The sequence below is a fragment of the Streptomyces sp. NPDC052236 genome, assembly GCF_044548015.1.
GTDB lineage: Bacteria > Actinomycetota > Actinomycetes > Streptomycetales > Streptomycetaceae > Streptomyces.
This window is the reverse complement of record NZ_JBIUBL010000009.1, coordinates 58,819-81,029: the sequence shown is the minus strand read 5'-3', so window position 1 is coordinate 81,029 and position 22,211 is coordinate 58,819. Positions and strand designations below refer to the sequence as shown.

Genomic DNA, 22,211 nt, shown 5'->3' with positions numbered 1-22,211 from the left:
CTCCCTCCTTCGTCGAGCCACCAGCCACGCAATCGGCCACGCAACCGGGAATGTCCCAGTATCCGCGCATTCGACAGACCCGGATGCAGCAGATGTGCCAGCCGCTCGGAAGGTACAGGGACCGGCGAAAAGGCGCTGGTCAGACGCTTTACGCGGGCGCGGCGCAGCCGGTGGCCGGGGATCCGTGCGGTTGCGTTGGGTGACCCCTCTTTACACGGTGGGGGAAAGTGCAGCCCCCCTGAAAGGAACGTACACATGCGCGTCCCACCGGTGTCCCGTCTCCTTGTCCCCTCGGCCGTCTGCGCCGCTCTGGTCGTGGGAACCGTCGCTCCCGCCACCGCCCTGACCACCGTCCCGGGCCCCGCACCGGAACCCGCCCCGGCCGCGAGTGCCGCTCCTGCCCCCGGCTCCGCGGCGGCGGCCCGGCACGCCGACGCCTTCAGGAAGCTGGTGGTCCCCGCGAACGGCGACCCCGCGCGTGGAACCGTCGCGCCTCTCGTAGGCACCCAGTCCACGAACCCGGCCGCCGCCCGCGATGAAGACACCGACACTGACACCGACACCGACACCGACGCGGCCACCGCCCTCGATCAGGCGATCGACGAGTTCGTCAACTCCATCACCTCCGGAAATACGACCACAGCGGGCACCTCGCTGTTGGACGCCGTGACGGACGTGGTCAACTCCATCATCGACTCCACCCTGAGCGGCCTGGAGGACGCGGAACTGCCCGAGCTCTCCACGACGCCTACGACCTCGGCGACACCCGCTCCTGCGAAACCGGCCACACCGACGGCGGCAGCCACACCCCCGGCACCGACCACACCGTCAGCGGCGGCCACGCCCCCGGCGACGGTCACCCTGCCGAAGACACCCACTGCCGCGCCCGCCCTGCCGTAGCGCCCCGGCCGAGCTCAGGCAGGGCGGCCCAGTTCCTTGCGGAACAGGTCCAGCACATTGCCGCCGAGGATCTTCCGTATGGAGTCCTCGGGCAGACCGCGCCGGTGCAGCGCTTCGGTGACCAGAGGCAGGCCGCGGGGGCCTTCGAGGCCGGGCAGCGCCCAGTCGAAGTCGTAGCTGTCCTCGCAGCAGGGCGGGGTGATGTCGTCGTTGACCTCCTGGATGAAGTCGGGGCCGAGACCCACATGGTCGGGGCCCGCCACCTCACTGATGTGCAGGATGTGGTCGGCCAGCCGGTCCATCGTGCAGTCGGCCGAGTCCGCGGCGAGGAACTCGGGCAGGAAGTTGACGCACACGGTGCCGCCGGTGGCTGCGATGCCCCGGATCTGGTCGTCGGTGAGGTTGCGGTGATGGTCGCGCAGCGCCCGGGCCGAGGAGTGGGTGGCCATGACCGGACGGGTGGCCAGCTCCAGGACATGCTCGACGCCGGAGGCGCTCAGGTGTGAGACGTCGAACAGCATCCCCAGGCGCTCCATCTCGGCGAGCGCCTCGACCCCGGCTTCGGTAAGCCGGCTGCCGGTGGCGTCCTCGCCGCTGCCGTCGGCGAGCGGCGTACGGCTCCAGTGCGCGATGGACGCTATGCGGACGCCGAGACGGTGGAGTGTGGCGAAGAGCTCCACGTTCGCATCGACGCCAGGTGCGCTCTCCAGGGCGAGCACGAGCGCGATCTTTCCCTCGGCCAGCGCGGCGTCGATATCGGCTCCGTCCAGGCACAGCCGTACTTGGTCCGCGTTGCCCTCGGCGAGGGTGTGGGCGCACTCGATCATCCGCAGCGTCTCGCGCAGCGCACCGTCCGGACGGAACCGGTCCCCGATGAAGACGGGCAGCACCTGCAGGCCGACCCCGCCCTCACGCAGTTGGGGCAGCCACCGCTCGCGGAAGAAGTCCGCCCAGCGCCGCGGCGGGCGGGCGGTGACCGCGATCAGCAGGTCGTTGTGAGCGTCCGCGACGAGGGAGCTGTGGTGCAGGGCGAGGGGCACGTTCTTGCCTTCCTGCCGCGGCCGGGCGTGGGCCGGCTCATGGCGGTGTGATGATGCGGGGACCGGCGGACCCGGGGTGTGGAGCGGTTGCCGAGGATAGATCGTTCGGCACCCCTGTGGCGACCGGTTTCCCCCCTCGCGTCAGTCGATGCCACTTTGCTGGCGGGGCACGCGTGCGTCGACGAGGTCGGGAAGGCGGGCCGCCGCTTCGGCATCGGATTCGGTGCCGGTGCCGGTGCCGGTGCCGGATTCACTGGATTCGGCGGATTCCTTGGATTCGGCGTCGGACCCGCCTTCGGCCAGGGCACTGAGCTGCTCACGCAGGCTCTGGTTCTCGACATACAGATCGGCGAGCGCCCGTATCTTCATGCGCACCGCCCAGGGGTCCACGGGCTTGACCAGGAAGTCGGAAACGCCGAGGTCGTAGGCGTGGGCGGCCAGCTCGTCGTCCCTGCCCAGGCCGGTCATCAGCACGACGGGCAGGCTGCTGGTGTGATCCAGCCGCTTGATATAGGCCAGCGCCTCCACGCCATCCATATGCGGCATGACGACATCAAGGATGACCACCGCGATGCCGCCGCGCAGCACGGTCTTCAACGCTTCGTCGCCACTGTGCGCACGGACCACCGGACGCCCCAGGGGGCGCAACAGACTCTCCATCGCGAAGAGGTTGTCCTCGCGGTCGTCGACTACAAGGATCTTCAAGGCACAACCCTCATCCCCATTGCGCCTCCTTCGAGAGTCGGCCACATCAGCGTTCGTGGCACACAGCGGCGAGGTCGGCCCCGTCGTTGCTCTTCGGCGTTCCGGCGTATCGGCGTTCTCCGGCGTCCGGAGTTCTTCGGCTCCCCGCGGGGCTTCGGGCGTATGGGCAGTATGAAGCCTTCCGCGGTCGCCGTCAGGCCACTGTGCCCGCCTTTCTCAGGCGCAGGCGCTTCAACAGGCCTCGGCCGTAAGGAGTTCGGCGCATCGGCAGCAGCCGCGGGCCTCTGCGGACCGCCCCGGGATGAGCCCTGGGATCGCGGCCGGGATCAGCCTTCGGCACCGGTCGGGGCGCCGGGCGCAGGGCTCGCGCCTCTCGCAGGGCGTCGGCCAGACTCGACCGGTGCCAGAGGATCTCGTCCGGGTGGTCCGCCAGCAGAAGCTGTTGCACGACTTCGCTCGCGGCGGGCGAATCGGGGCGTGCGGGAACCAGTTCGGGCCGCAGCACACGCAGGTGCGACCGTTCATATGGATCGGGCACCACCTCGGCCACCGTGACCGGGTCGAGGACGGAGGCGATCGCCGCCGCGCGCTCCCACGGATCCTCGGTCCTGCGCAGCAGCAGTCCAAGCCGCCGCCCCCGCCAGTTCCGCGCGCGCCGGTCCTCGCCCGTGTCCAGGACAGTCCGCAGCGCGGGCGGCGTCCTGCCGCTGAGCAACGCAGGATGGGCGAGGGCGAACTCGCGCAGCTCTTCGGCGAGATAGAGCCAGACGACCGCGCGATAGCGGTTCAGATAGAACCGGATCGGAGTGAAATGGCCCGTGCGGGCGAGCCGGGCGAACCGCGCGGGGCTGATCGAGATGAGCTGCGCGCCTTCCACCGTGCCAACAGTGCGCACTCGCTCCCGCAGCGCGTCCGGGAACCCTTCCAAGCCACGCAGCCGGTCGACCTCCGCCTGCTCGACCCGCGGCGGCCCGCCGCCCGCGCCGGGCGACGTGGTGCGAATGTGTCCCAATTGGACCGCGAGCTCGAACTCGCCGCGCTTGAGGTCCAGTTCCCGAGCGGCCCGGCCCAGCGCCAGGCTGCGCGTCACTGCTTCCTTCGCCGTCATGACAGTCTCCCCCGTGAGTGCGAATAACTCTCGGTGACGACCGTAGCCCGACTGACCACCTTTCCGCCCGGCCTGTGGACAACTACCGATGGTCGCCTGTGGATAACTGCAGGCTGCCCCTCGACCGGTCGGATTCCCGCAGGTCAGCGGGTGTTGGTGCCCGGCTGCCTCGCGGCGACGCCCAAGTGCTCGCCGACCCGGTTGACCATCAACGTCATCTCGTAGGCGACCTGGCCGACATCGGCCTCGGCCGTGCTGAGTACACAGAGGCAGCTTCCGTCGCCGGCCGCGGTGACGAAGAGCAGCGCCTCATCGAACTCGACCATCGTCTGACGTGCCTTGCCCGCGTGGAAGTGACGGCCGGATCCCCGGGCCAGGGAGTGCAGCCCCGAGGAGACCGCGGCGAGATGTTCCGCGTCCTCCCGCGCCAGGCCCGTGCTCGCTCCCGTTACCAGGCCGTCATTTGACAGCACCAGCGCGTGCCGTATGTGCTCGATCCTCTTGGTCAGGTCGTCAAGAAGCCAGTCCAGTCCCTTGTCCAACGCCATGGTCAGTCCTCCCCGCTCAAACGTTCCCCGTGAACCCCGTGTTTCCGTAAGCCTTTCGTACGACGGACGGCAGGGCAAGGTGCGGCTAGCCGACCGAGTCGAGCAGCCGCGCCGTGTGCATGCGCCCGGCATACTCGACAAGTCGTACGAGGACCTCTTTTCCGGAGTCCCGGTCACGTGCGTCACACAGCACAACAGGCGTCCCACGGTCGAGATCGAGGGCGCGTGAGACTTCGTCCTCGCCAAAGGTACGGGCGCCCGCGAAGCAGTTGACCGCGACGACGAAGGGGATCCGGCGGTGCTCGAAATAGTCGACGGCGGGGAAGCAGTCCACGAGCCGGCGGGTGTCGGCGAGGACGACGGCGCCCAGAGCCCCTTGGGAGAGCTCGTCCCACAGGAACCAGAATCGGTCCTGTCCCGGCGTGCCGAAGAGGTAGAGGGACAGGCCGGAGCGGATGGTGATGCGTCCGAAGTCCATGGCGACGGTCGTCGTGGTCTTCTGATCGACTCCCCCGGTGTCGTCGACCGTGCTGCCCGCCAGGCTGAGATGTTCTTCGGTGCGCAGGGGCCGGATCTCGCTGACCGCGCCGACCAGTGTGGTCTTGCCGACGCCGAAGCCGCCGGCCACAAGGATTTTCAGCGCGAGGGCGGTGGACTCCCCACCGGTGCTGTCAGAGCTCTCGGAGGCCATGGGTCACTTCTTCTCTTCTTCTCGCAAGATTCTCAGCGTCATCCCGGTGTCCCGGTATCCCGGTGTCCCGCTAATCCGAGCACCCGGTTTTCCAGCTATCCAGACAGGATGACAAGCTCGGCCCTCCCCCGAGGGGAGCGGACTTCTTTTGGAGCGTTGTGACTGTTCCGGTCCACTCGATGCCCGGATCAGTACGCATGACGACCCTGTCGCGGCGGATATTCGGTGGTGGCCGATGCCGGAGGGGGCCACGATCGAGTCATGTCCCCTTGTCCGGTCACAACCGAGCGGCTGCTCGTCCGCCCTTTCAGCGAGGACGACGTGGACCGGCTGCTCGGCCTCGACAACGACCCCGAAGTCATGCGTTTCCTCAATGGAGGCCGGCCGACCACGCGGGAAGCGGTCAAGGCAGAGACCCTGCCGCCGCTTCTGCACCGCTATCCGTGCATCGACAACCGCGGCTTCTGGGCAGCTGAGGAGAAGACCACGGCAGAGTTTCTGGGCTGGTTCGAATTCCGGCCGCTGACGGACCACGACTCCACGGTGGTCGAGCTCGGCTACCGGCTCGCAAAGGCAGCATGGGGTCGCGGCTTTGCGACAGAGGGCTCGCGCGCGCTGATCCGCAAGGGGTTCACCGAGTTCGGCGTACAGCGGGTGACGGCGAACACGATGACGGTCAACGCCCGTTCGCGGCGCGTGCTGGAGAAGTCGGGCCTGACCTACGTCCGGACCTTCTTCGAAGAGTGGCCGGACCTCATCGAGGGCTCCGAGTCCGGCGATGTCGAGTATGCGCTGACCAGGTCCGACTGGGAGTCGAGAGCAACGGCTACAGAGCCCTCAGGCCGTCGATCACATCCCTGAGGATCTTCTCGTCCGGCAGCTGCGCGGGTGGTACGGGGCGGCTGACCGTGACGTAGCCCGCTTCAAGCAGATCGCCGAGGAGTACGCGCACGACGCCGACCGGCAGATCGGCGTCCGCCGCCAGTTCCGCGACCGACTGGGTCTCCACGCGGCACAGAGTGAGCAGCGCGCGGTGTTCGGGTCCGAGCAGTAACTCCTCGGCGGAGCCGGGTGCGTCGGCCGCCAGGTCGACGAGCGCGATGAGGTCGAACCGTACATTGCCGGGGCCGGGCCTGGTGCGTCCGCCGGTCACCGCGTACGGGCGAACGAGCGGGCCCGCTTCGGCGTCGTACCACTGGCTGCCGCTCATGCCTGCCATGCCTGCCATGCCTGCCATGCCTGCCGGCTCGGCCATGTCGTCGGTCATCTCAGGCTCACCTCCGCCGTGTCAGTCACGTTCGGGTCAGGTCACGACGGTGCGCGGCGGGGTGCGCAGGTGCTCGCCGACGCGCTTGACCAGGCGGGCCATCTCGTAGGCGATCAAGCCGATGTCGGCGACGACGGAGGTGAGTACGGCGAGGCAGGAGCCGTCTCCCGCGGCCGCCACGAAGAGGAAGCCGTCGTCCATCTCCACCATCGTCTGGCGTACGCCTCCGACCTGGAAATGCCGGCCCGCACCCTTGGCGAGACTGTGAAATCCGGAGGCGACGGCGGCCAGGTGCTCGGCCTCCTCGCGGGTCAGCGCCGTCGAGGCGCCCACCGGCAGGCCGTCGCTGGACAGCACGACCGCGTGGCGGACTTCGCCCGCCCGCACGACGAGGTCGTCCAGCAGCCAGTCGAGTTCACCGAAGAGGTGGCGGGCTGCGGCTGGCACGTGCTCAGTCATGCTTCGTCTCCTTCGCTTGGCCGGCTGCCGGGGGTGGCGGCTGTGCCGGGTGGAGCGCCGCCGCCCCTGGTCCAGCCGATGCGGTACGCCGTCATGCGGTCCCGTACCTGTTCGGGGGTACGTTCCTGGGCGGCGTCGGCCCCGGCCGTACGATCCGCCGGTTCCCCCGGCCTCTCCGGCTCCTCCGCCGGGGGTTCTTCGCGCAGTTGCGGGACGAGGTGCGCCTGCCTGATCCGGCGCGGGAGTTCGCCGCCCTCGGCGCTCGGGGCGTGCTGCGCCTGCGGTGGGGCCCCGTGCAGACGCAGCGTCGTGACGCCGGGCGGCGTTGCGCGCTCGGGTCCCTGCGCCTCCAGCGCCGGACGCGGCGCCGGGGCCGGAACGGAGGTGCCGTTGGCGTGCGGTGCGGGCTCATACGGCGCCGGCTGCGGCTGCCACTGCGGCTGCGGCTGCGACTCCCCTTCGCCGGGGCCCGGGGCCGGACGGGTGCCCGCCGGAGCGGGGATGGCGCTCTGCAGCAGCGAGATCGGCAACAGCACGACCGCGGTCGTACCGCCGTAGGGCGACGTACGCAGATGGACCTTGATCTCGCGGCGGACGGCCAGCCGGCTGACGACGAAGAGGCCGAGGCGGTCGCTGTCGAAGAGGTCAAGGGCTTCGGACTGGGCCAGTCTGCGGTTCGCTTCGGCGAGTACGTCCTTGCCCATGCCGAGGCCGCGGTCCTCGATCTCCAGGGCGTAGCCATTGCCGACGGGTTCGCCGCTGATACGTACCTTGGTGTGCGGTGGGGAGAACTCCGCGGCGTTCTCGATGAGCTCGGCGAGCAGGTGCGTGAGGTCGGCGACGGCAGCTCCGGCGATCGCGGTCTCGGGCAGTTGCCGTACCTCCACGCGCGCGTACTCCTCGATTTCGGAGACGGCGGCCCGTACGACGCTGGTGAGCGGAACGGGCATGCGCCAGGCGCGCCCGGGCGCGGCGCCGGACAGGATGATCAGGCTTTCGGCGTGTCGCCGCATCCGGGTGGTCAGGTGGTCGAGGCGGAAGAGGTCTCCGAGTTCGTTGGGATCGTCGGAGCGGCGCTCCATGGCGTCGAGCAGGGTGAGCTGTCGGTGGACCAGGGTCTGGCTGCGGCGGGCGAGGTTGACGAAGACGCCGGAGATGCCGTCGGCGAGCTCGGCACGTTCGACGGCGGCGCTCAGCGCGGCCCGGTGGACGGTGGAGAGCGCCTCGCCGACCTGGCCGACCTCGTCGTCGGCGAGGGGTCCCGGCGGGGCTTCGGCCTGGATGTCGATGTCTTCGCCGGTGCGCAGCCTGCGCATGGCGTGGGGCAGTTTGTGCCGGGCGATCTCCAGTGCGCTGTTGCGCAGACTGATCAGTTCTACGACGAGGGCGCGGCCGATGCGTACGGAGATGGCCAAGGATGCGGCGACGGCGGCAAGTCCGAGGAGCACCGCCGCTCCGGCCGGGGCGAGGATGGCGCGGGCGACGGGGTCGGCCCGGTCCGCCGCGCCGCGGCGCGCGTCCGTCTCGATGGCGCGCAGCTCGCCGGCGACGGCGTCGTACGCCTCGTCCCAGGCGGCGGCGGGGACGATCTTCGCCGTCTTGCGGCCCGCGGGGGCGGCGAGGACCTTGTCCTCGGCCGCCTGGAGCGCGCGGTAGGGGCGTTGGGCGGTGAGTTCGCGCCAGGCGGTGCGCTGAGGGGCGCGCAGGTCGGGGACCGCTGATTCGGCGACGCTCCTGCGGGTCCAGACGGCGCCGGTGAACAGCCGCAGCCGTTCCGCTCCGAGGGACTTGGTGGGGTGGGCGGAGGTGAGGAGTGCGTCCTCGCGGGCGAGCAGCTCTCCTGCCCGGGCGAATTCCAGGAGGACCCGGGCATCGGAGCCGGAGCCGGCGCCGGGGCCGCGGTCCTGGCCGGCGGCGAGCGCGCCGGTGACGCCGAACGCCGCGGTAACGGCAGCGGTGTACTGCTCGTATGTGGTGTCCCAGGCGGCCTGGCCGCCGAGGACGGCGGCGCGCAGGGTGGGCAGTCTCTCCGCCCGGGTGACGAATTCTTCTAGCCGTCCTGCCGCAGCGGCCGGGAGTTCCCCGCCTGCCGCGACGGTGTGCTTGTCGTCGAGGCGCAGCCGTTTCATGGCGTCGTCGGTGCGCCGTGCCTCCTGCTGGAGTGTCGCAGCGCGCTCGTCCGAGGGGGCCGCCACCTGACGTACCGCGGCTTGCCGTTCGGCTTGCAGGGCCGCGACCGCGACCGCGACAGGTTCGCCGACCTGGGTGTCGACGTGCCGCAGCTCGCGCAGTCGCGACACCTCCTGCGCGGTGGAGACGGTCGCGAAGCCCCAGAGGGCGAGCAGCGAGACGACGGGGACCATCAGCAGGGAGATGATCTTCGCTCGTACGGTTCTGGGACGCGGCAGCCATCGGCTGTCCGTGACGGCCGGGGACGGCGGTGCGGCAGCCCCCGACTCCTGTCCTACGTGTTCGACGGCGGGCCGCCCGGCGTGGGCGCGCCGTCCGCGCACCGCCGCCGATGCGTGCTGCTTGTGAGAGGGGGGCGTTGTGGCGGTGCCAGGGGTCTTGCGGGATATGCGCATGGCCTCCTCATTCCGGGTACAGGGCTGGGGTGCGACAGCCGACCGCCGACCGCCGACTGCCGACTGCCGACCACCGGTCCGGCTAGGCGGTGTGGGCGGTGGCGGTGCTGCTGCCCTCGGCGACGGAGCCCGCGGGTTCGGTGGGCCGCTCGGCGGACGCGTAGGCGGCGCGCTCGCCCGCTGTCGGGGAGAGCGCGACAAAGGCGGCGGTGACGAAGAGATACGACCCGAGGCCGACGGCGAGGGGGAAGATGAACTGCATCGCCGTGGCTCCCGGCAGCTCTCCCCCGGACGGAACGACCCGCACGGTGACCGCGAGCATCCCGGTGTAGTGCATGCTGCTGACCGCCGCCCCCATGACCAGCGAGGCGCCCGCGACCGCACCCGGTGACTTGATGTTGAGCGCCGCCCACAGGGCCGCGGTGGCGGCGGCCACGGCGATCACGACGGAGAGGACGACGAGCAGCGGGTCGTAGCGCACCGAGCCGTGCAGCCGCAGGGCCGCCATGCCCAGGTAGTGCATGCTCGCGACGCCGAGCCCGGTGGTGAGCCCGCCGATCAGCAGTGCCGTGACACGGTCGCGGCCGAAGCCGACGCAGAACACCCCTGCACCGACGACGAACATGGCGACGAGCAGGCTGAGGATGGTCAGCGGCACGTTGTAGCGGATCTCGGTGCCGCGTACGGCGAAGCCGAGCATCGCGACGAAGTGCATCGTCCAGATGCCGGTGCCGATGGCGGACGCGGCGGTCATCAGCCAGTTCCGGCGGGCACGGCCGCTCGTGGCGAGCGCGCGCACGGTGCAGCGCAGCCCGAGGGCGGCGCCGATGACGGCCATCGCGTACGACAGCACGGGGGTCAGCAAGCCGAAGGCGGCGTGGTCCAGGTGTCCCATGGCTCAGGGACGCTAGACCCGCGGGAGGCGCGCGCTGGGGGCGCCTTTCGAAAGCTGATGCAATGTGACACAGAGACGTTCGTGAACGATCGCGCAGCGCTCGAACGTGCGCACTCCCAACATCAAATCCGCACAGGGATGCCAGACTTGAGTGATCAGGCTTGAAAGATCGGCGGCAGCCGCCGCGCAGGGGGAAGGTCGTCCGCATGCTCAATGGATTCCGCAGGCTCCGCAACTTCTTTGCGAACCGTTCCGACGACACGCCGGCCGCACGGCCTCCGGCGCGGCAGCACAACATATTCGAGGCCGCCGCGGTGTACGTGGCCGGGCGCGCCGAGGACGATCAGCAGCAGATCGACGAGGCAACGACCTGGGTGTCCCCCGAGGCGCTCTCCTTCGGGGTCAGCGAACTGGCGTGCCGCGCGATCATCGTCCTCGCCCGCGAGCGCGACGAGTCTCCGCAGACAGTGGCGCGCAGCCTCCTCGGTCTGCCCGCCGCCTGACCTCCACCCTGACCTCCACCCTGACCTCCGCCCTCGCCGCCGCCCGCCTCCCCCGCGGAATCGCCCTCATCACAATCGTGCCGACGCCCCTCGACTACCGGGTTACCCACTGGTTAGGGTGCGCCGACAAGCGATCGGATGGGGAGGGTGGTTTCCGTGGCCGGGACGGACGACGCCATCGACCAGGACGCGCTGTATGTGCTCACGGCACTGCTGCTGACGCCCGCCCAGTTCCCGAGCGTGCTCGGCGACGACTTCCCGGCCGCGTGCGCGGCGCTCGGCCTTGAGCCGTACGCCGAGGGATACGGGCTGGTGCTCGGCCAGGACTCCGACGGCGCCCGCTGGACGGTCGTCGTGGACGATGTGTCGCTCGTCGCCGTCGCGATCGCGTCCTGGGACTGCGGCATGGAGTACGACCTGTCGCCCAGCGAGCGCACGGTGGTCTCCGCGCTGCCCGGCTGGCCACTGGCCCTCGCGGTCGCCGCGCCGGGCGTCCCCGAGCCGCACGATCCGGCACCCGAGGAGGGCGACCGGCCGCCGCTGACGCCGCCCGACACCGGCGACTGGGGACCCGCACAGCGCCGCCTCGGGGCGGACGAGATAGCTCTCCAGTGGGTGGAGTGGCGCCGGCAGGTGGACGAAGACGACACGTTCGACGTCCCCGGCGCATCGGATTCGAACCCGCCGAACCCGCCGGACACGTCGGACACGTCGGACACGTCGAGCACGTCGAGCACGTCGAGCACGCCCGAGGCGCCTGTGCCCGACACGCCGAAAGGCGAGGGGAACGAAGAGGCCAAAGCGGCCGGACAGGGCCATGAGGGCGTCCGCCGGGCCCTGACGGAGGCCCGCGGCTATCTGGAGTCGGCCCCGCCCGTCGGCCGGATCCGCTCCAGCTTCGCCCCCGGCGGAGCCCGGACCCTGCGCGCCGACGGCCCTGGCTGGTCCCTGGTCGCCAGGACCGACGACATGGCTTTTGTACTGCTGGACGAGGAGCCGTCCGAGGTGCTGCCCGTAGGCCGCGGACCCGAGCTGCCCGGACTGCTCGAGTCGCTCAACAGGATCGCCGTACGCCCGGCCTGAGATCTGCGTCAGCGATCAACGCTCAGGCCGGGCGTACCGAACTCAGGCTCCGCAGTCAGGGTGGTCCGCAGTCAGCGGCCGATCTCCTTGCGGTTGATGCGGCGGAGCCTGCGCCGCTGGCTGGGGTCGAGCGCCAGATACGCCACCGCAGGCACTCCGAGCACCACCAACAGCGACAGCCAGAATCCGATCAGCGGCATCAGGAGCAGGCCTACAGCCACTCCCCCTACGACGATCTTCGTACGTGTCGACATCTTCGACGCCTCCTCCGCGGCCACGCCGCTCCTGCTGTGAGAACGCGCACCCGCGCCCCACGGTTCCACTATGCGCTGGTCCGCAGGGGTTCGCCGACCTTGTGCAGGTGGCTCAGCACCTGCCGGTACGAGTCGACGAGCCCGGTCTCGGTGTACGCCATCCCCAGCGTCCCGCAGTGGGCGCGCACCAGCGGCTGGGCGAGCCGCAGGTGCGGGCGCGGCATGCTCGGGAAGAGGTGGTGCTCGATCTGGTAGTTCAGTCCGCCGAGGAACCAGTCGGTGAGGAACCCGCCGCGGACATTGCGGGAAGTGAGGACCTGGCGGCGCAGATGGCCCCAGCGCTCCCCGCCCTCGCCCTCCTCGTCGGGCACTTCCATCCCCTTGTGGTTGGGCGCGAAGGCCATGCCGAGGTGGAGGCCGAGGAGCATCTGGTGGATCAGCGCGAAGACCACGGCGATGCCCAGCGGCATCGTGGTCAGCAGCAGCGTGACGTACGCGGCGACATGCGCGAACAGCAGCATGCCTTCGAGGACGCGCGAGCTGACGGACTGACGGGCGCCCGCCTCCTTGGAGAAGACGGACTGGAATCCGTAGACCTTCAGGGCTATGCCCTCAAGCGTGGTCAGCGGGAAGAACAGCCAGGCCTGGTGGCGGGTGAGCCAGCCACGCGCTCCCGTACGGCCGACCGCCTGCTTCTCCGCGAAGACCAGAACGTCGGCCTCGACATCCGGGTCCTTCTCGGAGTGGTTCGGGTTGGCGTGGTGGCGGTTGTGCTTGTCGTTCCACCACTCCTGGCTCATGCCGAGGAGCAGATTGGCATGGAAGAGCTGGATGAGCCTGCTCTTGCGGCGGTCGCCGGTTATCTGGGCGTGCCCGGCGTCGTGGCCGAAGAAGCCGGTACGAGCGGACAGGACGGCCAGCAGCGGTGCGAGCAGAAGCACCCACCAGGAGCCGCCGAACAGGACCACACCCGAGATGACGGCGGCGAGGCCGAGGAGATTGAGGGTGATGCCGCGCGTGTACCAGCCGGTGCGGCGCTCCAGGAGACCCTGCTCCTTGACGGCCCGCAGAAGTGGCGCGAAGTCGCTTCCCGCTCCGGACCGCGCGCCGGGGACCGCGGCGGGCGGTGAGGTCGCGGTTGCGGTTACGGACGCCACGAGCGGCGTGGCGATGGCCTGGGGCATGAGCGGTCTCCGGTCTATGGGCGGCCGTGCGTGACCGCACTGGCTGGACTGACTGCGCTACATGCGCCGACCTTCCCAAACGTACGGGTTGTCAGACTCTTTCGGCCATGACGCCAGCCCCCGATTACTTCTGGGGGCCAACCCGTGGCCGAGGGTGGGGCTGAGCACACCGCCACGGGGCGAAAGTGACACACATCACGGGCATGTCACGGCCATCCATTCGCGATGCGGGGTACCCTCGGCGACTCCGGCCGCAGTAGTCAAATTTGAGGAATGCATCATCGCTGTGCAGAGGCTCCCCGCTCCAATGCTCTCCCCGGTCGCCGAACCCGCCCTCGACCCCGTCCCCCACCCCGACCCCGACCTCGCGCCACTCGCCCGCTGCTCCGTGGTCTTCCTTCCCGGCGATCCGGCCCGCGCAGGCCGAATCGCCTTCTGGTGTACCGACGGTGACGAACCCCCCGCCGCAGTGCCTGGCTCCCCCTCCGTCGAGCAGCTGACCGTCGTCACGGACGACGCCCGCCCCCACGCCGTACCGGCGCTGCTGCTGCCCGTACGGGACGCCCTGCCGGTCCTCACCAGGGCCCGCGTAGCGGCGAACGCCTCCCCCGCGGCCGCCTTCTGGGGTACGGCGGCGGTCCTCGCGCTCCAGTTCGCCGCGCGCGGGCTGCTGCTGCCGGGGCTCAGCGCGGGCGACCACGACGCCTGGCGGGTGGGCCCGCTGACGCCCGAAGACCTGGAGCGTGTGCGTACGCTCGCGGCCTCGATGCCGCCCGCCGCACACGCCGTACCGCTGGACGAAGCGGCCGACCCGGTGCTGCTGCCCGACCCGGAACGGCTGCTGCGGGCGTTCCTCGACGCGGTCGCGGACGGGCTGCCGCGTACGCCCGCCGCGCCGATCGCCGCGGGCGGCCCCGCCTTCGCGGCGCGCGAGCCGCGGCTGCTGCCCGACCAGCGCGCCTGGGCGGCGGATGTGGCAGCGGGCCACGACGCGGGCGTACGGCTCTCCCTGCGCATCGAGATCCAGGGCCTTGAGCAGAGGGATGCCGGGGCCGGGCAGCCGGACGCCGGGCCGGTCTTCCGTGCCGTCCTGCAGATGCACAGCGTCAGCGATCCGACGCTGGTCGCCGACGCCGCCGAGGTCTGGGCGGGGGCGGGGGCGGCGGCGGAGGCGGGCCCGACCGGAGCCGCGTTCGGCCCGCGCGCCCGGCTGGACGCCCTGCTGGCGCTGCGCCGCGCCGCCCGCGCCTGGCCGCCGCTGACGCCGCTGCTCCAGGCCGCCGTGCCGGACGCGATCGAGCTCGCCGACGAGGAGGTGGGCGAGTTGCTGGGCGAGGCGTCCAGGACCCTGGCGACGACCGGCTTCCACGTCCACTGGCCGAAGGAGCTGGCGCGCAAGTTCACCGCACGTGCCGTGATCGGCCCGCTCGAGGAACCGGATGAAGCAGAACCGGATGAGGAAAACGGCAAGGGCCCCCGCAGGGACGAGTCCGGGCTGCCCTCCTTCCTCTCCGCCGACGCTCTGCTCGGCTTCAACTGGTCGTTCGCGCTGGGCGATCAGCAGCTCACCCGGGCCGAGCTGGACCAGCTCGCCGAGGCCAACCGCCCCGTCGTGCGCCTGCGCGACCAGTGGGTGCTCATCGACCCGGAGGAGGCCCGGCGCGCCCGCGACAACCAGGACCGCAAGCTGACCCCGGTCGACGCGCTCGGCGCCGTACTGACGGGTTCGACGGAGGTCGACGGCCGCCGCGTCGACGTACAGGCGTCGGGGTGGCTGGCGCGGCTGCGCGACCGGCTCGCCGATCCTGAGGGGGGACAACAGGCCATCGGGCAGCCCGCGGCCCTCGCCGCGACGCTGCGCGACTACCAGCTGCGCGGCCTCAACTGGCTGCACGGCATGACCTCGCTGGGCCTCGGCGGCTGCCTCGCCGACGACATGGGGCTCGGCAAGACGATCACGCTGATCTCGCTCCATCTGCACCGGCAGACCGACGAGGCGGCCGCGGGCCCGACCCTCGTCGTCTGTCCGACCTCGTTGATGGGCAACTGGCAGCGCGAGATCGAGAAGTTCGCTCCCGGCACACCCGTACGCCGCTTTCACGGTGCCTCGCGTGGTCTCGACTCCCTGGCGGCCGGGGAATTCGTCCTGACGACGTACGGCACGATGCGGCTGGACGCCGAGAGGCTCGGCCAGGTGCCCTGGGGCATGGTCGTCGCCGACGAGGCGCAGCACGTCAAGAACCCGTACTCCGCCACCGCCAGACAGCTGCGCACCATCGGCGCGAAGGCACGCGTCGCGCTCACCGGCACGCCCGTGGAGAACAACCTCTCCGAGCTGTGGGCGATCCTCGACTGGACCACGCCCGGCCTGCTCGGCAAGCTCGGCGCCTTCCGTACGCGCTACGCCAAGGCGGTCGAGGGCGGCCAGGACCCGGCGGCGGCCCAGCGACTGGCCACCCTGGTACGGCCTTTCCTGCTGCGCCGGCGCAAGTCCGACCCGGGCATCGCGCCCGAGCTGCCGCCCAAGACGGAGACCGACCGGGCCGTCTCGCTGACCCGCGAGCAGACGGGGCTGTACGAGGCGGTGGTGCGCGAGACCCTCGCGGCGATCGCGGAGGCGGACGGCATGGAACGGCGCGGCCTGGTGGTGAAGCTGCTGACCGCGCTCAAACAGATCTGCAACCACCCGGCGCAGTACCTCAAGGAACCTCAGCCACGGATCCAGGACCGTTCCGGCAAGCTGGAGCTGCTGGACGAACTCCTCGACACCATCCTGGCCGAGGAGGCGAGCGTGCTGATCTTCACGCAGTACGTGCAGATGGGGCGGCTGCTGGAACAGCATCTGGCGGCGCGGGGGGTGCGTACGCAGTTCCTGCACGGCGGCACGCCGATCGCCGAGCGCGAGGCGATGGTGAACCGCTTCCAGGCAGGCGAAGCGCCCGTCTTCCTGCTGTCGTTGAAGGCCGCGGGCACCGGGCTGAACCTCACGCGCGCCGAGCATGTCGTGCACTACGACCGCTGGTGGAACCCGGCCGTGGAGGCGCAGGCCACCGACCGCGCGTACCGCATCGGACAGGACCGTCCTGTGCAGGTGCACAGGCTGATCGCGGAGGGCACCATCGAGGACCGGATCGCCGCCATGCTGGCGCGCAAACAGGAGCTGGCGGACTCGGTCCTCGGCTCCGGCGAGAGCGCGCTGAGGGAACTGACGGAACTGACCGACGCCGAGCTGGCGGATCTGGTGGAGCTGCGAGGGGGCGGCGGACGATGAGTGTGAGTGACCACAGGAGTGACAACAGGAGTGAGACCGGGGAGCGGGCGGAGCGGACGTTCGCCGCGCTGCCGCCTGCGCGGGGCCGGGGATTCGCGCAGACCTGGTGGGGCCTGGCCTGGCTCAAGGCGCTGGAGGACACGGCGCTCGACGGCCAGCAGCTGAAGAAGGGCCGCAGGCACGCGCGGGAGGGCGCGGTCGGGGCGGTCTCGGTACGGCCGGGCCGGATCACCGCCGTTGTACGGAACCGGGACGGCAGCGGGCAGCGCAGCGATGTGCTGCTTCAGGAGCTGAGCGAGGAGGAGTGGGACCGCTTCCTGGACATGGCGGTGGACCGTGCCGGGCATATCGCGGCGCTGCTGGACCGCGAGATGCCGCCGCACCTGGTGGAGGACGCGGCGGCAGCGGGGGTCGAACTGCTGCCGGGCATCGGGGACCTGGAGCCCGAGTGCACGTGTGAGGCGGCATGGGACCACTGCCCGCATACGGCGGCGCTGTGCTATCAGGTGGCACGGCTGCTCGACGAGGATCCGTTCGTGCTGCTGCTGATGCGGGGGCGCGGGGAGCGTCGGCTGCTGGACGAGTTGCAGCTGCGGAGCGTGAAGCAGGCTCAGGGCCAGCCGGAGAGCCAGAGCCAGGAGGCCGGTCGGGCCGCCATGGGCATAGGCATAGGTGTACGGGCCGACGAGGCGTTCGCGGCCCGCGACATCCTGCCGCCGCTGCCCGCTCCCCCGCCGGTACCGGACGAGCCGGGCACGCCGCCCGCGCTGGACACGGAGACCGCTCCGGCGCCCGGGATCGACGCGGCGGCGCTGGAGTTCCTGGCCGCAGACGCGGCGGCACGGGCGTACCGGCTGCTGTCGGAGGCGCTGTCGCCCGGCCATGAGCAGCGGCCGTTGGAGCCGGAGTTGACGCCGGACCAGGATGCGGTACGGCTGGCAGCCACAGCCGCCCCGGGTCTTGATCCCGGCCCGGCGGCGGTCTCGAAGCGCCTCGCCGAGGGCACCGGCCGGCACCCCGCCCAACTGGACCTGGCCGTGCGCGCCTGGCGCTACGGCGGGGCGGCCGCCCTCTCGGTCCTCGAAGAGGAGCGCACCCCGGAACCGGAGGCGCTCGCACGGGCCGGCACGCGGCTCGCCGAGGCCTGGGAGGCGTCCGACCGTCCACAGCTGCGGGCGAGCGGTCCGGGCCGCTGGACGGTGGTGGGCGCCCAGGCACAGCTGCGCCTGGGCCAGGACGGCCGCTGGTGGCCGTACCGCAAGGAGCGCGGACAGTGGGCGCCCGCCGGGCCCGCGGACCACGATCCGGCGGCGGCGCTGGCGGAGGCACTGGCGGACGCACTGGGCCAGATGGGCTGAACTTCCCCCGACACGACAGCGGTTGCCGCGGCCACCTTCCACCACTCACGCCACAGCCCGTACCGTGGGTGCGCCGCCAACGACCGACCAGGAAAGGTCCCATGGACCGTAGAGGATTACTTCAGGGCGCCGCAGCAGCGGCCGTCAGCGGTGCGCTGCTGCCCGCCCCCCGTGCGCATGCGCATGCGCATGCGGCGACCATCAGGGCCGGCATCGATTATCCGCTCGCGCAATGGACACCCGCATCGACCGCCAACTACACGGTGTCCGGCCGCCCTTCGGCGTACCCCGTCCAGTATGTGGTCATCCATGTCACCCAGGAGACCTTCGCCAGCACCATCGGGATCTTCCAGAATCCGGCGAAACGGGTCTCCGCGCACTATGTGGTCCGCTCGTCGGACGGTCATGTCGCACAGTGCGTACGGGAGAGCGATGTCGCCTGGCACGCGGGCAATTGGGACTACAACACACGCAGCGTGGGCATCGAGCACGAGGGCTGGGTGGACCGGCCGGCGTACTTCACTCATGCGATGTACGAGCGGTCCGCGGCGCTCACCTCCTCCATCTGCGACCGGTACGGCATCCCCAAGGACCGGGCGCACATCATCGGCCACAACGAGGTGCCGGGCGCCGACCACACCGACCCCGGACCGCTGTGGGACTGGGTCCGCTACATCCGCCTGGTCAACTTCGCCTGAGGCCTGTCGGCCCCTGCCGCTTGTCGGCCCTCGCGGATGGGGTCACGATGGGCTCGGGAGGCCGAGTTGAGCGACGCATGGGTGGCCCTGGAGTCCGGAGCGGATCCGGCGGAGCGGCTCGCGGTCCTGCGCCGGGCGTACGACGCGTATCTGACGGCCGGGCGGGTCGAGCGGCCGGTACGGTCCGTGGTGGCCGAATCCTGGCGGCGCTCGGCCCGCGCCCACGTCAGCCCGGACGGTACGACGGGCGTCGAGCTGGCCGACGACGAGGTGGGCGCGTACCGCGAGAGCCACCCGCTGGCGCGAGTGATGCCGCTGATACGGGAGTTGATGGGCGCGTACGCCATGGACGGCGAGCACCTGGTCGCGGTGTGCGACGCGCACGGACGACTGCTGTGGGTCGAGGGGCCGCCTGCCACCTGTAGCAGGGCGAGCCGGATGAATTTCGTGCCGGGCGCGCGCTGGGCCGAGGCCGTCGCCGGGACGAACGCCCCCGGTACGGCGATCACGGTGGACCGGCCCGTCCAGGTCTTCGCCGCCGAGCACTACCGGCGGCCGGTGCAGGCCTGGACGTGCGCGGCGGCTCCCATTCACGACCCGGCGACCGGGCGACTGCTCGGCGCGGTGGACATCACCGGCGGCGACCGGCTGGCGCATCCGCACAGTCTCGCGTTCGTCGGCGCCGTGGCGCGGGCCGCCGAGTCGCAGCTGGCGCTGCTCGCCCCGCCGCCCGCCGCCGACTGTGTGCGGCTGTCCGCGCTGGGACGGGACGAGGCGCTGCTCGTGGCGGGCGGGCGCAAGGTGCGTCTGAGCCGCCGCCACAGCGAGATCCTGGTGGCGCTGGCCCGCCGGCCGGAGGGCATCGGCGGCGACGAGCTGCTGATGGACCTGTACGAGGACGAGTCGGTCACCCCGGTCACGCTGCGGGCCGAACTGTCCCGGTTGCGCGGACTGCTGGGCGCGGAGCTGCTGCGCTCACGCCCGTACCGGCTGGCGGTGCGCGTCGACGCGGACTTCGACACGGTGGCACGGCGGCTGGCGTCGGGGGCGGTGACCGGGGCGCTGAGCGCGTACGCGGGTCCGCTGCTGCCTGCCTCCGTGGCCCCGGCGGTGGTGCGGCTGCGCCGGCGCCTTGCGGACGAGCTGCGGGCCGCGCTGATCGCGCGCGGCGATCCGGGGCTGCTGGCGGACTGGGCGTACAGCCCGTGGGGCGAGGACGACCTGCCGGTCTGGCGGGCCCTGGCGGCCGTACTGCCGGTGCGGCAGCGGCCGTCGGCGCTCGCGCGCGTACGCGCACTCGACGCCTGGCAGCGCTCGTAGCCCCCACACCCGTCCCACCGCAACCTGCCTGCAACGTCCGGGCTTCTAGCCTCGCGGCGAGTGCCGTCCAATGGCGGGCGGCACCCTCACCGGGAGGCCATGGAGATGACCCGATACGCAGCGCCGGGCAGCGACGGCGCGATCGTCTCGTACGAGTCCCGCTACGACCACTGGATCGGTGGCGAGTACGTCGCGCCGGCCCGCGGCCAGTATTTCGAGAACCCGAGCCCGGTCAACGGCCGCCCCTTCACCGAGATCGCCCGCGGCACCGCCGAGGACATCGAACGCGCCCTGGACGCGGCACACGCCGCCGCGCCCGGCTGGGGCGCCACCTCCGCCGGTGACCGCGCCTCCGTGCTGCTGAAGATCGCCGACCGGATGGAGGCGAATCTCGAACAGCTCGCGGTGGCCGAGAGCTGGGAGAACGGCAAGCCGGTACGGGAGACCCTGGCCGCCGACATCCCACTCGCCATCGACCACTTCCGCTACTTCGCGGGGGCTCTGCGCGCCCAGGAGGGCTCGCTGAGCGAGCTCGACGACGACACGGTCGCGTACCACTTCCATGAGCCGCTGGGCGTGGTGGGCCAGATCATCCCCTGGAACTTCCCGATCCTGATGGCTACGTGGAAGCTGGCGCCTGCGCTGGCGGCGGGCAACGCGGTGATACTCAAACCGGCCGAGCAGACCCCGGCCTCGATCCACGTCTGGCTGAGCCTGGTGGCCGATCTGCTGCCGCCGGGGGTCGTCAACATCGTCAACGGCTTCGGTGTGGAGGCGGGCAAACCGCTCGCGTCCAGCGCGCGCGTGGCGAAGATCGCGTTCACCGGCGAGACGACGACGGGGCGGCTGATCATGCAGTACGCCTCCGAGAACATCAAACCGGTCTCGCTGGAACTGGGCGGCAAGTCGCCGAACATCTTCTTCGACGACGTGTGGGCGGCCGACGACGACTTCCGCGACAAGGCGCTCGAGGGCTTCACCATGTTCGCGCTCAACCAGGGCGAGGTGTGCACGTGTCCGTCGCGTGCGCTGATCCAGCGCGGGCACTACAGCGAGTTCCTGGAGGCGGGCATCGCCCGCACGGAGAAGATAGTGCCCGGCCACCCCCTGGACACCGACACGATGATCGGCGCGCAGGCGTCCAACGACCAGCTCCAGAAGATCCTTTCGTATCTGGACATCGGCCAGCAGGAGGGCGCGAAGGTGCTGACGGGCGGTCGGCGGATCGAGTATGACGGCGAGCTGGCGGGCGGCTACTACGTCCAGCCCACGGTCTTCGAGGGCGACAACCGGATGCGGGTCTTCCAGGAGGAGATCTTCGGTCCGGTGGTCGCCGTCACGTCGTTCTCGGACTTCGATGACGCGATCAGGACGGCGAACGACACGCTGTACGGGCTCGGGGCGGGCGTGTGGACGCGGGACATCAACACCGCGTACCGGGCGGGGCGCGCCATCCAGGCGGGCCGGGTCTGGACGAACTGCTACCACACCTACCCGGCGCACGCGGCGTTCGGCGGCTACAAGCAGTCGGGCATCGGCCGCGAGAACCACAAGATGATGCTGGAGCACTATCAGCAGACGAAGAATCTGCTGGTGAGCTACTCCCCCAGGAAGCTCGGCTTCTTCTAGCGGCCGGAAAGAAGGTGCCTGACCTGGGCTTATGCCCGTCAGGCACCTTCCATGCGATCCGATCCCAGAGCAGCCCGAATAGCGCCGTCTACACCAGTTCCTCCCACCGGTATCCCACTCCTGACCAGCACTTCCGGACCAGTGGCGGACCAGATCCGGCACTCAGCTCTGATCAGCCGCGCCTTCGCCACGCCGGTCCCACTCCTGCATGGACTGCTCGATGAGCCGGTTGGCGTGCTCCTGAATGCCGACAAGGAACTTGGCGTAATGCCGGAAGAGGACTTCGATGCTCTGCCCGGCTCGGCGCGCGCATTCGGCCGGGTCCACGCCGGAGTGCAGCCAGAAGGAGATCCCCGCGTGCCGAAGGTCGTAGGGCCTCTTGGCGAGAAGGGAGGCATGCTCGGCGGCAGTCAGGGCGTCCGTGCGTGCCCGGGCCCAGGTGTTGCCGTAGGCAGAGGCGTCAACGTAGCGCCCTGCCTCGTTGCGGAAGAGTCGACCGTCCGGCGCCACGCCGAACCGGTCGATGTGTGCTCTCAGCTCGGTCACGAACGACGGCGGAATCGGCACCGGGCGCGTGGCCTTGGCCGCACGTCGTTTGAGGGAATGCACCTCATGGACCTCGCCGTTGTCGGTCCACTCCTTGCCGGAGGTTACGACCCCGCCGGTCAGGTTGAGCATGCCCCACCCGGCCTTTGGGAGGTGGCACTGCGAGA

21 protein-coding genes are annotated in these 22,211 nt (G+C 70.8%); 9 read left to right on the top strand and 12 right to left on the bottom strand.

Going from position 1 to position 22,211, the window contains the following annotated elements:
• Positions 1-255 precede the first annotated feature (255 nt).
• Positions 256-900 (top strand): hypothetical protein, encoded by a 645-nt coding sequence (locus tag ACIHCQ_RS17135; RefSeq protein WP_399662705.1) that lies wholly within the window; start codon positions 256-258, stop codon positions 898-900.
• Between the two features lie 14 nt (positions 901-914).
• Here the strand turns inward: ACIHCQ_RS17135 and ACIHCQ_RS17130 are convergent, their stop codons facing one another.
• The 5 genes from ACIHCQ_RS17130 to ACIHCQ_RS17110 all read right to left on the bottom strand — a co-directional run bounded on the left by ACIHCQ_RS17130 (position 915) and on the right by ACIHCQ_RS17110 (position 4,992).
• Complete coding sequence (locus ACIHCQ_RS17130) at positions 915-1,940, bottom strand: dipeptidase (protein WP_399662703.1); 1,026 nt, start codon at positions 1,938-1,940, stop codon at positions 915-917.
• A 141-nt stretch (positions 1,941-2,081) separates the two neighbouring features.
• A complete protein-coding gene (locus ACIHCQ_RS17125) occupies positions 2,082-2,645 on the bottom strand; it encodes a two-component system response regulator (protein ID WP_399662701.1) in 564 nt (187 codons plus the stop codon).
• A 193-nt stretch (positions 2,646-2,838) separates the two neighbouring features.
• On the bottom strand, positions 2,839-3,753 hold the full coding sequence (locus ACIHCQ_RS17120; protein WP_399662700.1) for a DUF6397 family protein: 915 nt from the start codon (positions 3,751-3,753) through the stop codon (positions 2,839-2,841).
• Positions 3,754-3,896: 143 nt separating this feature from the next.
• Entirely contained in the window at positions 3,897-4,301 is a 405-nt protein-coding gene (locus tag ACIHCQ_RS17115) for a roadblock/LC7 domain-containing protein (protein WP_399662698.1), read from the bottom strand.
• An 85-nt stretch (positions 4,302-4,386) separates the two neighbouring features.
• Positions 4,387-4,992, bottom strand: coding sequence for a GTP-binding protein (locus ACIHCQ_RS17110; RefSeq protein ID WP_399662696.1), 606 nt, complete (start codon positions 4,990-4,992; stop codon positions 4,387-4,389).
• A gap of 261 nt (positions 4,993-5,253) precedes the next feature.
• Between ACIHCQ_RS17110 and ACIHCQ_RS17105 the strand changes: the two genes are divergently transcribed.
• Positions 5,254-5,853 carry a GNAT family N-acetyltransferase gene (locus ACIHCQ_RS17105; RefSeq protein ID WP_399662695.1) on the top strand — a complete coding sequence of 200 codons (600 nt, stop codon included), beginning with the start codon at positions 5,254-5,256 and terminating at the stop codon, positions 5,851-5,853.
• Here ACIHCQ_RS17105 and ACIHCQ_RS17100 read toward each other — a convergent pair.
• The 4 genes from ACIHCQ_RS17100 to ACIHCQ_RS17085 all read right to left on the bottom strand — a co-directional run bounded on the left by ACIHCQ_RS17100 (position 5,819) and on the right by ACIHCQ_RS17085 (position 10,198).
• Positions 5,819-6,229: a DUF742 domain-containing protein gene (locus ACIHCQ_RS17100; protein ID WP_399663070.1), complete on the bottom strand. Its 411-nt coding sequence runs from the start codon at positions 6,227-6,229 to the stop codon at positions 5,819-5,821. The genes ACIHCQ_RS17105 and ACIHCQ_RS17100 overlap by 35 nt on opposite strands.
• A 66-nt stretch (positions 6,230-6,295) precedes the next feature.
• Positions 6,296-6,718 carry a roadblock/LC7 domain-containing protein gene (locus tag ACIHCQ_RS17095; RefSeq protein WP_399662693.1) on the bottom strand — a complete coding sequence of 141 codons (423 nt, stop codon included), beginning with the start codon at positions 6,716-6,718 and terminating at the stop codon, positions 6,296-6,298.
• Complete coding sequence (locus ACIHCQ_RS17090; RefSeq protein WP_399662691.1) at positions 6,715-9,303, bottom strand: nitrate- and nitrite sensing domain-containing protein; 2,589 nt, start codon at positions 9,301-9,303, stop codon at positions 6,715-6,717. Before ACIHCQ_RS17090 ends, ACIHCQ_RS17095 begins: the two co-directional genes overlap by 4 nt.
• Positions 9,304-9,385: 82 nt before the next feature.
• Complete coding sequence (locus ACIHCQ_RS17085) at positions 9,386-10,198, bottom strand: MHYT domain-containing protein (protein ID WP_399662689.1); 813 nt, start codon at positions 10,196-10,198, stop codon at positions 9,386-9,388.
• A 206-nt stretch (positions 10,199-10,404) separates the two neighbouring features.
• Between ACIHCQ_RS17085 and ACIHCQ_RS17080 the strand changes: the two genes are divergently transcribed.
• Positions 10,405-10,701 carry a hypothetical protein gene (locus ACIHCQ_RS17080; RefSeq protein ID WP_399662687.1) on the top strand — a complete coding sequence of 99 codons (297 nt, stop codon included), beginning with the start codon at positions 10,405-10,407 and terminating at the stop codon, positions 10,699-10,701.
• 156 nt (positions 10,702-10,857) lie between these two features.
• Positions 10,858-11,784 (top strand): hypothetical protein, encoded by a 927-nt coding sequence (locus tag ACIHCQ_RS17075; protein WP_399662685.1) that lies wholly within the window; start codon positions 10,858-10,860, stop codon positions 11,782-11,784.
• Positions 11,785-11,855: 71 nt separating this feature from the next.
• Here the strand turns inward: ACIHCQ_RS17075 and ACIHCQ_RS17070 are convergent, their stop codons facing one another.
• Entirely contained in the window at positions 11,856-12,038 is a 183-nt protein-coding gene (locus ACIHCQ_RS17070) for a hypothetical protein (RefSeq protein ID WP_399662683.1), read from the bottom strand.
• Positions 12,039-12,106: 68 nt separating this feature from the next.
• Positions 12,107-13,222 carry a fatty acid desaturase family protein gene (locus ACIHCQ_RS17065; RefSeq protein WP_399662681.1) on the bottom strand — a complete coding sequence of 372 codons (1,116 nt, stop codon included), beginning with the start codon at positions 13,220-13,222 and terminating at the stop codon, positions 12,107-12,109.
• 307 nt (positions 13,223-13,529) lie between these two features.
• Here ACIHCQ_RS17065 and ACIHCQ_RS17060 point away from each other — a divergent pair, with 307 nt between their 5' ends.
• The 5 genes from ACIHCQ_RS17060 (at position 13,530) to ACIHCQ_RS17040 (ending at position 21,498) form a co-directional block, all read left to right on the top strand.
• A complete protein-coding gene (locus tag ACIHCQ_RS17060) occupies positions 13,530-16,493 on the top strand; it encodes a DEAD/DEAH box helicase (protein WP_399663068.1) in 2,964 nt (987 codons plus the stop codon).
• Positions 16,490-17,851: an SWF or SNF family helicase gene (locus ACIHCQ_RS17055; RefSeq protein ID WP_399662679.1), complete on the top strand. Its 1,362-nt coding sequence runs from the start codon at positions 16,490-16,492 to the stop codon at positions 17,849-17,851. The genes ACIHCQ_RS17060 and ACIHCQ_RS17055 overlap by 4 nt, the downstream gene beginning before the upstream one ends.
• A gap of 101 nt (positions 17,852-17,952) precedes the next feature.
• The gene (locus ACIHCQ_RS17050) at positions 17,953-18,549 is read left to right on the top strand and encodes an N-acetylmuramoyl-L-alanine amidase (RefSeq protein ID WP_399662678.1); all 597 of its coding nucleotides are present in this window, start codon (positions 17,953-17,955) and stop codon (positions 18,547-18,549) included.
• A 66-nt stretch (positions 18,550-18,615) separates the two neighbouring features.
• On the top strand, positions 18,616-19,869 hold the full coding sequence (locus ACIHCQ_RS17045; protein WP_399662676.1) for a GAF domain-containing protein: 1,254 nt from the start codon (positions 18,616-18,618) through the stop codon (positions 19,867-19,869).
• A 105-nt stretch (positions 19,870-19,974) separates the two neighbouring features.
• Positions 19,975-21,498: an aldehyde dehydrogenase family protein gene (locus tag ACIHCQ_RS17040; protein ID WP_399662674.1), complete on the top strand. Its 1,524-nt coding sequence runs from the start codon at positions 19,975-19,977 to the stop codon at positions 21,496-21,498.
• A gap of 162 nt (positions 21,499-21,660) precedes the next feature.
• On the opposite strand, the gene ACIHCQ_RS17035 is transcribed toward ACIHCQ_RS17040, so the two are convergent.
• The gene (locus ACIHCQ_RS17035) at positions 21,661-22,176 is read right to left on the bottom strand and encodes a hypothetical protein (protein ID WP_399662672.1); all 516 of its coding nucleotides are present in this window, start codon (positions 22,174-22,176) and stop codon (positions 21,661-21,663) included.
• Between the last annotated feature and the right edge of the window lie 35 nt (positions 22,177-22,211).

Coding starts and splice junctions, on each gene's coding strand:
- ACIHCQ_RS17055 (WP_399662679.1), top strand. CDS start 16,490: ATGAGTGTGAGTGACCACAGGAGTGACAACAGGAGTGAGACCGGGGAG.
- ACIHCQ_RS17050 (WP_399662678.1), top strand. CDS start 17,953: ATGGACCGTAGAGGATTACTTCAGGGCGCCGCAGCAGCGGCCGTCAGC.
- ACIHCQ_RS17060 (WP_399663068.1), top strand. CDS start 13,530: ATGCTCTCCCCGGTCGCCGAACCCGCCCTCGACCCCGTCCCCCACCCC.
- ACIHCQ_RS17095 (WP_399662693.1), bottom strand. CDS start 6,718: ATGACTGAGCACGTGCCAGCCGCAGCCCGCCACCTCTTCGGTGAACTC.
- ACIHCQ_RS17085 (WP_399662689.1), bottom strand. CDS start 10,198: ATGGGACACCTGGACCACGCCGCCTTCGGCTTGCTGACCCCCGTGCTG.
- ACIHCQ_RS17120 (WP_399662700.1), bottom strand. CDS start 3,753: ATGACGGCGAAGGAAGCAGTGACGCGCAGCCTGGCGCTGGGCCGGGCC.
- ACIHCQ_RS17065 (WP_399662681.1), bottom strand. CDS start 13,222: ATGCCCCAGGCCATCGCCACGCCGCTCGTGGCGTCCGTAACCGCAACC.
- ACIHCQ_RS17090 (WP_399662691.1), bottom strand. CDS start 9,303: ATGCGCATATCCCGCAAGACCCCTGGCACCGCCACAACGCCCCCCTCT.
- ACIHCQ_RS17105 (WP_399662695.1), top strand. CDS start 5,254: ATGTCCCCTTGTCCGGTCACAACCGAGCGGCTGCTCGTCCGCCCTTTC.
- ACIHCQ_RS17135 (WP_399662705.1), top strand. CDS start 256: ATGCGCGTCCCACCGGTGTCCCGTCTCCTTGTCCCCTCGGCCGTCTGC.
- ACIHCQ_RS17080 (WP_399662687.1), top strand. CDS start 10,405: ATGCTCAATGGATTCCGCAGGCTCCGCAACTTCTTTGCGAACCGTTCC.
- ACIHCQ_RS17110 (WP_399662696.1), bottom strand. CDS start 4,992: ATGGCCTCCGAGAGCTCTGACAGCACCGGTGGGGAGTCCACCGCCCTC.
- ACIHCQ_RS17100 (WP_399663070.1), bottom strand. CDS start 6,229: ATGGCAGGCATGGCAGGCATGGCAGGCATGAGCGGCAGCCAGTGGTAC.
- ACIHCQ_RS17035 (WP_399662672.1), bottom strand. CDS start 22,176: ATGCTCAACCTGACCGGCGGGGTCGTAACCTCCGGCAAGGAGTGGACC.
- ACIHCQ_RS17040 (WP_399662674.1), top strand. CDS start 19,975: ATGACCCGATACGCAGCGCCGGGCAGCGACGGCGCGATCGTCTCGTAC.
- ACIHCQ_RS17115 (WP_399662698.1), bottom strand. CDS start 4,301: ATGGCGTTGGACAAGGGACTGGACTGGCTTCTTGACGACCTGACCAAG.
- ACIHCQ_RS17070 (WP_399662683.1), bottom strand. CDS start 12,038: ATGTCGACACGTACGAAGATCGTCGTAGGGGGAGTGGCTGTAGGCCTG.